The organism is Nitratireductor pacificus pht-3B (genome assembly GCF_000300335.1).
GTDB classification, from domain to species: domain Bacteria; phylum Pseudomonadota; class Alphaproteobacteria; order Rhizobiales; family Rhizobiaceae; genus Nitratireductor; species Nitratireductor pacificus.
The window spans coordinates 95,797-109,179 of sequence record NZ_AMRM01000002.1 but is presented as its reverse complement, the minus strand read 5'-3'; the positions used below and the strand labels follow the sequence as shown (position 1 = coordinate 109,179).

Below are 13,383 nucleotides of genomic sequence, written 5' to 3'. Positions count from 1 at the left end.
CCACTACTCTGCTGAAAAGACAAGGGCGTCGCTCTCGGCAATGTGTATTTTCCCCGCCCTTTCAGGTTGTGGGACGTCCACCAGCATGCGGATCTCCTGCCCCGCCAGCATGAGCTTCTGCTCGTAGTGGTTGCCCAGATAACTGGCTGTGGTGAAGCCGGCATCCAGCGTGTTCGCGCCGCTTTCTTCGGCGACGCGCATACGCTCGCCGCGCACCGCGAGCTTGGCCTTGGTTCCAGCGGCCATCGGAACGGCACTGTGACCATCGAGATGCTGGCCGTCGGCCAGACGCAGGCGGGTCACGATTGCATCGCCCCGGCGCGCGCTCTGTTCAACTATCCCTTCGATAAGGTTGGCACTGCCGATGAACGTGGCCGCGAAGGGATGCTGCGGGCGCTCGTAGATCTCCTGCGGTGTTCCAAGCTGAACGATCTTTCCGGCCCGCATGACCGCGATGCGGTCGCTCATCGCCAGCGCCTCTTCCTGATCGTGGGTCACATAGATCGCGGTCAGGCCAAGCTCGCGCTGGATTTCCTTGAGCCACACCCGCGCGCTCTGGCGCAACTGCGCATCGAGGTTGGAAAGCGGTTCATCGAGCAACAGGAGTGGAGGCCGGAACACCACGGCCCGCGCCAGCGCGACACGCTGCTGCTGACCGCCCGACAATTCGCCCGGATAGCGCTTTTCAAAGCCTGAAAGCCCCACCAGTTCCAGCGTTTCGCCAACGCGCCGTGTGCGTTCCGCCCGGCTCACCCTGCGCAGTTCCAGAGGCATCGAAACATTGCGCTCCACCGTCAGGTGCGGCCACAGCGCGTAGGACTGGAACACAACGCCAAACCCGCGCTTCTCGGGCGGTGCGAACCGGCCGCTCATATCATCGAAAAGCACGTGGTCGCCGAAACGGACGACGCCCGATGTTGGCCGGTCGAGGCCCGCGATCGCCGCAAGCGTGGTCGACTTTCCGCAGCCGCTCGGACCGAGAAGTGTCAGAAACTCCCCCTGCTCCACGGTCAGCGAGATATTGTTCACGGCATGCACCTCACCGTAGGACTTCGTGAGGTTTTCGAGAACGAGCTTATTCATAGAGCTTCACTCCAAACACGAGACGGGCGGCGATGAGCAATATCGCGATCATGGCGATCTGCAGGGTTGCGAAGGCAGCGGTGACGCCGGCTGCCCCGTTCTCCCAGAGGCCGAGCATGGTCACGCCCATGATTTCCAGCCCCGGCGCCATCAGGAAGATGGCGACGACATAGGATTTCAGATGCACGACGAAGAGCAGGACGAAACAGCCGAGCAGCGCGGGTTTCATGAGCGGCAGCAGGATGCGCCGCATGCTGGTGATCCAGTCCGCGCCGACCGTGCGCGCCGCCTTGTCGAGATCGGCGCCGATCTGCACCACGGAAGGCTGAATGGCGCCGAGACCGAGCGGGATCGTCGCCATGATGTAAGCCACGACAAGGATCCAGATGCTGTCGCGCAGCCATCCGAAGGGCGCGAAGACAATCGCGGCATAAAAGACGCCCAGACCCGTGATCAGGCCCGGAACCATGCGTGGCGAATAGGCCAGCGCCTCCAGCGTGCGGCGGAACGGGAAGCCGGACCGCTGGATGACAAGGGCGATCAGCGCGGTCAGGAGCGTGCCGAGGCCCGCCGCGACAACGGCGATGATCAGCGTGTTCCAGAGCGCGCGCATATAGGCGTCCGTCTGGAAGACGTCCCTGAAGTTCTGCAGCGTCAGCACATCCCATATCGGAATGAGCGGTGTCAGATAGCTGGTGAAGGCGCGCAGGACCAATCCCAGAACCGGCACGAGGACCACGAACGCGATGTACAGAACGGCGAGCGTGAAGAGCGGCCATTTGAGCGCGCCGAGCTGCAATGGCGCCGGGCGGGTGCCCTTCCCCTTGACCGTTTCATAACGATGTCCCCTGGACAGGAGCAGCCGTTGCAGCGCCAGTGTCGCGCCGACCAGAACGACCAGCACCAGAGCCGAGGCGGCGACCATGCCGTGTTGCGGGTTGGAAGCGCCAATTCCCTCCAGATAGAGATAGGACGACAGGGTATCGATCCGCGCCGGCCTGCCGAGGAACAGGGGGATCGAGAGCATTTCCACGGCAATCACGATGTTGAGCGCGCTCGAGGTGACGATGGCCGGCAGCATCAGCGGCAGCGTCACGCGCCGCATCACCGTCAGCGGCCCCGCGCCGCAGGTCCGGGCAGCACTTTCCAGCGTCGGATCGATGGAGCGCGCCACACCGTACAGGCAGTAGAGATAGGCCAGTGGAGCCTGCGAAACACCCGCGACGACGGCCATGCCGGGAATGGAATAGAGGTTCCAGGGCGCGTTACCGAACATCCGGGCAAATGCCTGGGTCAGAAAGCCGGAAGGGCCATAAACGATGAGCCAGCCCACCACCATGATCAGATGCGACAGATAGAGCGGCCACATCATCATGTCGCCCATGACACGACGTCCGGGCATGTCCGTGCGCCCGAACAGAAGGGCAGCGGTCACCCCGAGCACCTGCGCAATCAGCGTCGTCAGCCCGGCGAAGGCCAGCGTCGTCAGCGCGATCTCGCCGATCGCCTCGTTTCCGAGGAGCCGCCCGATATTGGCGAATGTGAAATCCCAGTCCCTCTCATAGAGAGGGCCGGCAACAAAAACCTGCAGCAGGATCGGCAGCGCGGGCGCAAGCACCAGCACCGCGGTGATGACGAAGATCAGCCATTGCGCCATGCGCGAGCGGCTGAGAGGCATCAGTGCCGGGCCGATGCGCGGAGGCGCGAGCGTGGTTTCGGCGGATTGCGTGTTCATGATCTGGCTTTCGCTTTCGCCACACGGCGGCCAGCCACTTTCGGGCCGGCCGCCGTATTGACTGATTACATGCCGAAGGCCTTTGCCCAGCGTGCGATGAAGGCGTCATGCTCTTTCAGCATATCGGGGTCGTAGTCGATGAGGATCATCTTGTCCTCGCCGCCGATCTCCTCGATGACCTCGTCAAGCGAGTAGGATGTTTCGCCTTCCGGCTTCACGCCGGGGCGATAGGCCGTCAGCTTGCCTTCCGCCACCGCATACTGCCCCTCTTCCGAAAGGATGAAATCGAGCATCAGCCGCGCCGCGGCCGGGTGCGGAGCCTTTTCGGTTATGCCGACGCCCCGCAGGAAGACCGGCGTACCGTCGGAGGGAAACTTCCAGTCGATGATCTGTCCGATCCCCTGTTCCAACCGCGGGAAGAGAACCGGGCCGGAGGCGAAATAGGACGCGGTGTTTTCACCGCTCACGGTCTTCTCGATCATGCCGCCGGTGCCGCCGCCGGGCCGGGCCGAGGGGCCGATCGCGTCGAACCACTCCCAAGCCTTGTCGCCATGGTGCCGCACGAATGCAAAATTGATGGATTCGCCGAACGCGAACTGGCCGTCATACGTGCCGATCTTGCCCTTGAAGACGTCCGGATGCGCGGTGATGTTGGCGAAGAACTCCTCCATCGAGGCCGTGCGCAGCTCTTCCGGCACCAGGACCTTGTTGTACATCAGGATCATGGGGTCGGCGGAAAACGTGTAAACACCCGGCATCGGCAGGCTCCACTCGGGCAGGAACCGGGCTTCGGGCGTCTCATAATCCACGACGAGACCGTCATTGGCGGCCTGGATCCAGTCGCCGATTGTGCCGGCGGCCAGCATGTCGGCAGTCGCCACCCCCGTTCCGGCCTCGGCGCGGTAGCGCGTGAACACCTCTCCCGGCCCAAGATCGAGCGTCTCCACCTTGATGTCCGGATAGTGCTGGTTGAAGGCTGCGATGAGCGGCTCCCAGTTTTCCGGCCCCATGTTGGAATAGATGAGCAGCGAGCCTTCCTCATTCGCCTTTTCGATCAGATCCGCATAGTCCGCCGGATAATGATCGGGCAGCGTTTGCGCAGCCGCCAGGCCTGCAGGCAGCGTGAAGAACACGGCGGACAGAAGCAATGTTCGAAGCATGTGGATTCCCCTTTTTGTGTATGTGTTCAAAGCCACTTTTCAATGGCGCGGGATGCGGCCCCGGCCACCGGGCCGAGTTCGTGTCCAACACCATCCAGATATTCGAGGCCCGGTCTCAGCCCTGATTTCTCCAGGCTTTCCTTCAGGGCTTCGATACGTTCATGACGGTTCGCGCCGGCAACTTCGGCGAAGGGCGAGTAATCGGGATGATCCGGCCCCCGCGCCACGAGCCCCTGATCGCTGTCGTTTGCACCGATGATGAGGTGGATCGGGAGGCCTGCGAGCCCCCTCGCATCGACCGGTCGCCCGATCGCCTGCTCGATTCCGCCCACGCCGGGCCACCATGGGAGACCGGCGTCCAGCAGCGTCACCGCGCCGGGCGCGGCGATAACCGCGCCGGACAGCCTTCCCGCCGCCACCAAAGCATACCGCAAAGCAAACTGCGCCCCGCCGGAAAATCCGAACAGATAGATCGGTTGGGGGTGGAGATCGAACTGCGCCCGAAATGCTGCGATCATGCTCTCCAGCAGCGCCGCATAATCGACGCCGGGCTCGCGAAGAAACTTGTAGCCATCGGAATAGCCCGGACGCGTCACATCGGCCGGAAAGAGCGGTGCGAGCACATGGATGTCCCGGCGCATGGCCAGATCGTCAAAGGCATCGCGCGTGGGCAGATGATCGCGCGCGCTGCCATGCATGGCGATCAAGAGCGGCCGATCGGGCTTGCCCGAGGGAGCCAGTGTCCACGCGCAGGCAAAGCGCGAATCGGCTTCATGGCCAGCCCCCCCCTTGTCCAGCACGACCGCATCCACGCCCAGACTCATGGGCACTTCTCCACCCGGCTATGAATGAACCCGCCGCCGTGGAGACGTTCGGCACCGGAACTTCTGTCGCTCGATCTGGAGACGACACCAAGGACGGCGCAAAGGCGGTTCGCCAAAGGCTCGGTGGAACAGCCCCCGCCTGCCTTTTGCCTGCCGCTCATCTTGAGGGGAGCGGCAAAGGCAGCACAGACCTCCGCCACATGCGCGAGCCCACGCGCAATACGGTTCATGCTTCGCCGTGGAGTCAGGCCGGCATATGTCGCGCTCGATAGGGGTGCCACAATGTTCTCACATATTTGCGCAAATTTCTGATCAAACATATGCGATATATGCGCCGCCTCGTCAACACGGCTTTTGAAACGCCATCGTTTTTCTCCCTGAAACGCCCGCATGCAGCGGTCGCCCGTGCCGCCAAGACCCGGCGACCGCCCATCGTCTCTCCGACGAGATGCGCATCAGATCCGCCTCCGCACATCTTGAGCTCTGTAGCGGACGATCAAGGAATTGCCCGAAACCTGTCTGATGGGCGCTATGCCTCCGCCGCCAGAAGCCGGGAAAGCGATTGGAGCCTGTAGTGTACATCGGGTGGGTGTGGAGACTGGCGCGATGGTGGCTGTGACGTCTCGCCTATGGGTTCGACGAAAAGCGGAAGCTACCGGCGCCGGATGGCTCTCATGCTATCTTCCTCGCAGGGGAGCATGGTTCGGCCGGCTAGACGTGTATCGGTAGACGCGCGGTGCAGTGCCAACCAAGGCGCAGACCCGCCGCTGCGAGTGGTTTTCTTTTCGATTACCCAACTCACGGCATTCCTCCTCAAGCCTGGCGTCAGAGTTTCCGGTCAGCATCTTGCAGAATGTCTATACATACATCATCGCCTCCGCCTGAAGCTTCTTCAGGCGCGCATTCTCGTCCTCCAGTGCCTTCAGCCGTTTTTGGCCCCGACACCGCCATGCCGCCATACTTCTTGCGCCAAGCGAGAAGTCGCATCCGAGATGCTACGCTTGACTGGGTCGACCGCTTTGGCAACCGCTGCCTGCTGAAGCCTATGCGCAACATCCGGCCGGCCAAAGCCGAAGCAAATTTCTACGCAACTTTGGAGACCGCAGACATCGCGTATAGCTTCCATCAACCGGCCTCCGGCAGACCCGGGATGGTTCAGGTTTGACGGTCTTGGCAGCATCTCGCTGCGTTCAGTCAATCTGGCAGACAGTACAGCTCCACATACGAGCGATGCGTCGCATCGAGATGAATGCGGTTGCGGGCGATGTTCGCGATCCGGGAGGTACCTTCCGGCCCGCCCGTATTGGGATTCACGTCATACTTGGGAAAATTCGACGAAGAGATATCGACCCGGATGCAATGCCCCTTGCAGAAACGGTTGGCCGTAGCAAAGGGCGTAATCTCGATTTCCATCACGCCCTCCTCCGGCCGCACCAGTTCAGGCTTCTCGAAGGAATGGCGATAGCGAAGGCGGAAGATGCCGTCGGTGACATTCAACGCATATCCACGGGGATAGTCTTCCGAAGGCGGATAGACATCCACGAGCTTGGCCGTAAAATCGGTGTCCGGCGCATCGGTCGAAACATTGAGGCGGACCGTGACTGGACCTGCGACGATCACATCCTCTTCCAGTGGCGGAGTCTGGAATGACACGACATCCCTGCGGGCAGTGAGCGGCATTCCGGGATTCAGGCAGCCGTAAAATTCCGGACGCTCCACCTGATCGAAACCGCCCCCCGAGAATATGGGTTCGCCAGAGGTGAGAGATCCGCCAATGGTCGGCACGGGATTGCGCGGGTCGAAATCATAGGCAAGGTGCTGGTTCTCCATAGCCGGCGGTATCCGGGACAGCTCCATATCGGCATGCAAGAAATATCGGACCGGCGCCGCCTCACGCGGTGGCCAGTCCGAGCTTCGCCGCCACGCGCCCCCGTGCATCATATGGCCGTCGGCAGTCTTTGCGCCCCCGCCCCCGCCCATCAGGAAGTAGTGAACAGGCGTTTCGAGTACGGGCTCGGGCTCCAGGCTCTGCTTCAGCCAGCGCTCGAACCAGCGCAACCGGAAGGTCAGCCAGTCCGTATCTACCTGACCGTCAAAGGGCGCAGCCGGTCCAAAATCCACATCGCCGAAAACGCGCTGTGAGCGATTACCGTGGGTCCAGCACCCCATGATGAGGATCAGCGGGCGCCCATGTGTTTTGAGGCCTTGATAGTTTTCAAGCGTCGTATGGACATAGGCATCGTACCAGCTGGACATGAGGATCGCCGGGACAGTGTCCATCCGGTCGTAATAACCGGCCGCCCAGATTCCCACCTTCTTCCAGAACTCGTCAAAGGTGCCATTCTGCCACTGGTCCAGCAGATAGGCTTCATAGTCGGGGTCCCATTTGACGGGGCTGCGCCCCTTCGTCCATGGCATCTTGCCGAACCAGCCATGCAGATCCTCTGCCTGTATGGCAGCGCGGATGAGCGGATTTTTTTCTGCCAGCGGCGCTTCCATGGCTCGGTTGTAGGCCCAGGTTGCCTGTTTGAGCTCGAATGCTCCGCCCTGGCGGATGCCACAGGTGAAGGCATTGGAGAACCCGCCCGAATCCACCGCCATGCATGAAAGTCCTGGCGGGTTGAGGCAGGCCATTGCCATCTGAGTATGTGCATCATAGGAAAGCCCCATCGTGCCGATGCGGCCGTTGTTCCAGGGCTGGGCTTTGATCCAGACCATCGCGTCGAACCCGTCCTCGCCCTCGTTCAGATATTTCGTGAACGTGCCTTCAGAGCGATAACGCCCCCGGCAATCCTGCCAGATGACGACATAACCCTCACGCACCAGGCGGATGGCAAGCTCCTCACGGGATGCCGGAACCGGATCGCGCAGTGACAGTTCCGTGCGCGGCGTTCCGGCCTTGTCGTAGGGGGTGCGTTCGAAGATAACCGGCAGGGGATCATGCGCAGCTTTGCCATCCCTCCCCGGACGATAGATGTCAGTGGCCAACCTGACGCCATCGCGCATGGGGATCATAACATCCCGATGAACCATAACGTCGGCAGTGAGTGCGATAGGGGGCGTCAGGTTGGCCGTCACGTCAGTCCACCCGCTTCACGTCCTGAGCAAGGGTGTATTCGGAAAGGCCACCATCGATGGTGATACCCTTACGCGCGCCCCAGAACACCTTCTGCCAGTACAGCGGTACGATCGGTGTTTCGGCGAAGGCAATCCGCGTGGCTTCCGCCAAAAGCTCATCACGCTTCTGCGCGTCGAACTCCTGAAGCGCGACCGCGAGAGCATCGTCAAACGCCTTGCTGGAAAATCGCACGCGATTGAATGCACCCGTACCCGCTTCCTTGTCATAAGTCTGGATCAAGCTCGACAGATTGGGTGCGGAAGTCGGCGTGGAGGAGCCGAGCGAGAAGACGAAAGCGCCGTAATCCCCTGCGCTGGCGGCCTTGGAGTAGACATTGTAGGGCAGCGCCTCAACACCCTGCACCTTCAGGCCGCCACGGGTCAGCATCTGACCAAGCGCCTGAACGAGATCGCCATCACCGGGAAAACGGTTGTTGGACGAATAGAGTTTTAGCGCAAATCCGTCCGGATAGCCCGCCTCCGTAAGCAATTCCTTCGCCTTTGCGACATCTACTTCGTCGGGCTTCAGATCTTCGGCATAGCCACCCAGGACCGCCGGAACGAGCTGGCCCGCAGGCACGCCTGCGCCGCCGAGAATACGGTCGACGACCAGCTGGCGGTCGATCATGAGCGAAATCGCTTTGCGCACGCGCGGATCGCGGAAGGGATTTTCCGCCAGCGGCTTGCCGTCGAGATCGAAAACGCCGGGAGCCTGATCGAAACGCTGGGACAGACCGAGATAGATCACCCTGCCCGACGCCGCGGAAACGACATTGATGCCTTCCTGTTCCTCGAGGCGGGCCACATCGGCGGGCGGCACAGCATCAATGAGATCGACAGACCCGGATAGAAGCGCGGCAACACGCGCTGCATCATTGGAGATGAAGCGAACCTCCACATCCTTGAATTCCGGCTGCGCGCCCCAATAACCATCAAAGGCCTCGATGGTCAGGCTTTCGCCCGGCTTGAAGGAAACAAACTTGTAGGGGCCGGTGCCAACCGTGGCCGTGCCGGTATTGAAATCCTCAGAAGATTTCCCTTCAGAGGCGGCCTTGGAGATGATGAAGACGCGGCCGATGTCTTCTATGAACGCAGGGGCCGGTTCCTTGGTCTTGATGCGAATGGTCAGGTCATCGACCTTTTCCATCGTGTCGATAGACGACACCATGTCGGAGAATGGTGCGGGGCTGTTTGGCACCTCATCGGTCCGCTCCAACGAGTAAATCACATCGTCAGCGGTCAGAGCCGAACCGTCGTGGAATTTCACGCCTTCACGAAGCTTGATTTCCCAGGTCGTGTCATCGACCGCGTTCCATTCGGTGGCGAGACCGGGACTGATCTGCAGGTTTGCATCCTGCTCGATCAGGCGCCCGAACATGAGCTGGGCCGTGCCCTGATTGTTGCCGGTGCGCGAAAATTGCGGATCGATGGACGATGGCTCAGCAGCCCGTCCGATCATGAGATCGGCGGCCAGCGCCGGCAGGGCGACTGTCGCCAGAAGGGCAGCTATGGCTCCCCGTTTGATGGCGCCGTGCTTAAAGCATTTCATTGTTTTCCTCCCATTTGAGTGGTTGCTGCGATGGTGGCAAATCATTGAGATGGCATGCGCTTTCATGCCCCGCCTGAAGCCGCTTGAGTTGCGGGCGTTCAGTACGGCAGCGGTCGAATGCATGCAGACACCTCGGATGGAAGTGGCAGCCCTTCGGCGGATTGACCGGAGACGGTATCTCGCCGCGAATGGTCGCGAAGCTGCGGTTGCGGCGGTCTATCCGGGGAATTTCATCGAGCAACGCCTGCGTATAGGGATGGTTGGGCGCTTCAAAGATGCGGTCCACGGGAGCCGTTTCCACAACGCGCCCCAGATACATGATCACCACGCGGTCGCTGATATGCTGGACCACGGAAAGATCATGGCTGATGAACAGCAATGTCAAGCCGAGGCGCTCACGCAACTCCATGAAAAGATTGATGATCTGTGCCTGAATGGACACGTCCAGCGCGGCGATGCTTTCGTCGCAGACCAGGAAGTCAGGTTTCACCGCAAGAGCCCGGGCAATGCCGATGCGCTGGCGCTGACCTCCTGAAAACTGGTGCGGGAAACGCTGCGCCATTTCAGGCTGGAGCCCCACGGTCTCCAGCAGTTCGGCGACGAGCTTCTCCTGCCCCGCCTTGTCGACCAAACCGTGAAAACGTGGGGCCTCGCCGATAATATCGCCGACGCGCCGGCGCGGATTGAGCGAAGACATGGGGTCCTGGAAGATGATCTGCGTGCGGAGGCGCATGGCACGCGCCTTGCGCCCTTTGAGTCCCGCAACATCGGCACCATCGCGCAGCACGATGCCTTCGGTGGGCGCAAGCATGCCTGCCATAATGCGGCCGAGCGTAGACTTCCCGCAGCCGCTCTCGCCCACGAGCCCGACCACTTCGCCCTGGCGGATATCGAGGCTGACATCGTCAAGCGCATGAACGACCGGAGGTTTCCTCATGGCCCCTAGCGCAATGGCCGCACGTTCGGCGAAATCCGTCTTCTTCTGAAAGCGCTTGCTTATATTGACCGCCTGCGCCAGCGGCGTCCGTGACGTCGTCATATGTCTGCTCCAAGCGGATGGAAGCAACGCCATTCATGGTTCCGCGTGCGGGAAATCTCGGGCACCTTCACGCAGGCGTCGCTCGCGCGTGAGCATCGGGGATGGAACGAACACCCTTCCGGCCGATCGAGCGGAGAAGGCGCAGAACCGGGAATCTGATGGAGGGGTACGCCGCGCTGGTTGGCCATGGGTGTCGAAGCAATCAACCCTCGCGTATAAGGGTGGCGCGATCTGTCCAAGACATCGACCACCGTCCCTTGCTCGACGATCCGGCCCGCATACATGACCGCCACCTTGTGAGCGAGACCCGCCACCACACCCAGGTCATGGCTGATCCAGATCAAACCCATGCCCAGCTCACTGCACAATTGCTGCACCTGCGCGAGAATCTGGCTTTGGATCGTGACATCGAGCGCAGTCGTAGGCTCGTCGGCGATGATCAGGTCCGGCCCGTGCAAGAGCGCGATCGCGATGGCGACGCGTTGGCGCATACCTCCGGAGAACTCATGCGGATAGGCATCAAGCCTTTCTTCAGGCGACGGAATGCCCACCTTGCCCAGCGCGTCGCGCGAGCGCCGGCGCGCTTCGGCGCGGCTTACCGTGTCATGGGCGCGGACGGTCTCGACCATCTGCGTCCCGATGCTCAGGACCGGATTTAGCGTCATCATCGGGTCCTGGAAGATCATAGCGATGCGATTGCCGCGGATCTGCCGCTGCCTTTTGGCATCGAGCGCCAACAGGTCTTCGCCGTTGAACCGCACCGCCCCGCCGACCACCCGGCCGGGCGCATCCAGCAGCCCCAGCAGCGAGAAGCCCGTGATGGATTTGCCGGACCCGCTTTCGCCGACAAGACCCAGAACCTCGCCGCGCGCCACGGTAAAGGACACGCCGTCTACCGCCTTCACCACACCGGCAAGCGTTTCGAAATGCGTTTGCAGATTGTCCACTTCAAGCAGGGGAGCGGTCATTGAACCAGCCTCGGATTGAGCGTTTCGCGCAGCCGGTCGCCGACGAGGTTGATGCTGAAGACAAGGATGAGAAGAAGAAGCCCCGGAAAGACGCTCATCCAGTAAACGCCGGCCAGAAGCACCTGGTAGCCATTGGCGATCAGAAGCCCCAGGGAGGGCTCGGTAATCGGCAGGCCGATGCCCAGAAAGCTCAGCGTCGCTTCGGCGGCAATGGCGCTGGCCACCTGAATGGTGGCGATCACGATCAGGGGCGGAAGACAGTTCGGAAGAATCTGGAAGAACAGGATGCGCGGGGCAGAAAGACCGAGGCAGCGCGCGGCTTCCACATAGTCGCGGCTGGATTCCACCAGTGCTGCCGCCCTGACCGCCCGCGCGAAATAAGCCCATTGCACGAAGACGAGAGCAAGGATGACCTTCCATGTCCCCTGTCCGAAGACCACGAGGATCATCAGCGCCACGAGAATGGTCGGAAAACCGAGCATCAGATCGACAAAGCGCATGATGAGACTATCGAGCCGCCCACCCGTATAGGCAGCGATCAACCCCAGCGAGGTACCGACGGCAAGCGCGAAGAAGCCGGACACGAGCCCGACGCCGAGACTGGTGCGCAGCCCGTACATCATCGCCGACAGCATGTCCCTGCCCTGCGTGTCGGTGCCGAGCCAATAGGTAATGCCGGTCGATCCTCCGCTCAGAGGCGGCAGCTTGCTGTCGAAGAAGTCGATCTGCGCGAGGTCATACGGGTTTTGCGGCGCCAGCACAGGCGCCAGCATCGCCGCCCCGATCAGAAGAATGCAAACCGCCAGCGCGACTGTCGCCTTGCGGCTTCCCAGGAGGCCGCGCAGGGCACGGGCCGAAAGGCTCTGTCCGTGCAGATAGGTCGGGAAGGCCATCATTGCGCGCTGACCCTTATGCGGGGGTCAAGCAGCGAATAGAGCGCGTCGACGCAGAAATTGATGACGATGAACATGGTCACCACGATCAGGATGTAGGAGACGATGATCGGACGATCCAACGCGTTGATGGAATCGATGATCAGCTTGCCGATCCCCGGCCAGGCGAAGATCGTCTCGGTCACCACGGCGAAAGCGACAAGCGAGCCGAACTCGATGCCGATTACTGTGATGATCGGGATGAGGATGTTCTTCATCACATGGACGAACAGGATTCGCGGCGAGGAAATGCCGCGCGCTCTGGCGAATTTCACGAAATCGAGCGGCATGGTTTCCTGCACGCCGGTGCGCGTGAGGCGGATGACGAGCGCCGTCTGCGCAAGCGCCAGATTGATCGCCGGCAGCAGAAGATGTTTCAGCCCGTCCCAGGTGGCAAAGCTGGTTTCTATGCCGAACAGTGACCCCGTCTCGCCACGCCCCGTGGACGGCAGCCAGCCGAGCGTCACCGAAAAGATCATGATCAACATCATGCCCTGCCAGAAATTGGGCAGTGAGAAGCCGAGGATTGACCCGGTCATGATGGTCTCGTCGGTCGCCGATCCCGCCGCCACCCCGGCCCAGAGCCCGAGCGGTATGCCTATGACGAGCGAGATGACCAATGCCGTGAAGGTGAGTTCCAGCGTGGCGGGCAGGCGCTCCAGGATGACCTCGGTGGCCGGGCGATTATAAACGAAGGAGCGTCCGAAATCGCCCTGCACCGCGTCCGTTACGAAGCGGACATACTGGGCCGGCAGCGGGTCGTTAAGCCCCAGGGACTCTGCCACCTGTTCGCGCTCCGCCATCGAGGCATCAGCCGGAAGCAGGATTTCGAGCGGATCGCCAATCGCGAATACCCCGGTGAAAACGATCACCGAAGTGGCCACCAGAACTATAATTGCCTGGAACAGTCTGCGTATCAGAAAGGCTGTCACTCACTCCCCCTGCTCCGGAACATAGCCCTTTGGCCCATTCTCTT

10 protein-coding genes are annotated in these 13,383 nt (G+C 61.5%); all 10 read right to left on the bottom strand.

What is annotated here, in order from left to right:
* Positions 1 to 3: 3 nt before the first annotated feature.
* Positions 4 to 1,083: an ABC transporter ATP-binding protein gene (locus tag NA2_RS02020; RefSeq protein WP_008593607.1), complete on the bottom strand. Its 1,080-nt coding sequence runs from the start codon at positions 1,081 to 1,083 to the stop codon at positions 4 to 6.
* A complete protein-coding gene (locus tag NA2_RS02015; protein ID WP_008593605.1) occupies positions 1,076 to 2,818 on the bottom strand; it encodes an ABC transporter permease in 1,743 nt (580 codons plus the stop codon). The genes NA2_RS02020 and NA2_RS02015 overlap by 8 nt, the downstream gene beginning before the upstream one ends.
* Positions 2,819 to 2,883: 65 nt before the next feature.
* Entirely contained in the window at positions 2,884 to 3,978 is a 1,095-nt protein-coding gene (locus tag NA2_RS02010; protein ID WP_051011500.1) for an ABC transporter substrate-binding protein, read from the bottom strand.
* 26 nt (positions 3,979 to 4,004) lie between these two features.
* Positions 4,005 to 4,802: an alpha/beta hydrolase gene (locus NA2_RS02005; RefSeq protein WP_008593601.1), complete on the bottom strand. Its 798-nt coding sequence runs from the start codon at positions 4,800 to 4,802 to the stop codon at positions 4,005 to 4,007.
* Positions 4,803 to 5,996: 1,194 nt separating this feature from the next.
* Positions 5,997 to 7,880, bottom strand: a complete 1,884-nt coding sequence (locus tag NA2_RS02000; protein ID WP_210161284.1) for a CocE/NonD family hydrolase — start codon at positions 7,878 to 7,880, stop codon at positions 5,997 to 5,999.
* Between the two features lies 1 nt (position 7,881).
* Positions 7,882 to 9,468 (bottom strand): ABC transporter substrate-binding protein, encoded by a 1,587-nt coding sequence (locus NA2_RS01995; protein WP_008593597.1) that lies wholly within the window; start codon positions 9,466 to 9,468, stop codon positions 7,882 to 7,884.
* Positions 9,455 to 10,507, bottom strand: coding sequence for an ABC transporter ATP-binding protein (locus NA2_RS01990; protein WP_008593595.1), 1,053 nt, complete (start codon positions 10,505 to 10,507; stop codon positions 9,455 to 9,457). Before NA2_RS01990 ends, NA2_RS01995 begins: the two co-directional genes overlap by 14 nt.
* A complete protein-coding gene (locus NA2_RS01985; protein WP_008593592.1) occupies positions 10,504 to 11,475 on the bottom strand; it encodes an ABC transporter ATP-binding protein in 972 nt (323 codons plus the stop codon). The genes NA2_RS01990 and NA2_RS01985 overlap by 4 nt, the downstream gene beginning before the upstream one ends.
* Positions 11,472 to 12,371: an ABC transporter permease gene (locus NA2_RS01980; RefSeq protein WP_008593590.1), complete on the bottom strand. Its 900-nt coding sequence runs from the start codon at positions 12,369 to 12,371 to the stop codon at positions 11,472 to 11,474. The genes NA2_RS01985 and NA2_RS01980 overlap by 4 nt, the downstream gene beginning before the upstream one ends.
* A complete protein-coding gene (locus tag NA2_RS01975; protein ID WP_040676464.1) occupies positions 12,368 to 13,339 on the bottom strand; it encodes an ABC transporter permease in 972 nt (323 codons plus the stop codon). The genes NA2_RS01980 and NA2_RS01975 overlap by 4 nt, the downstream gene beginning before the upstream one ends.
* Positions 13,340 to 13,383: the final 44 nt, after the last annotated feature.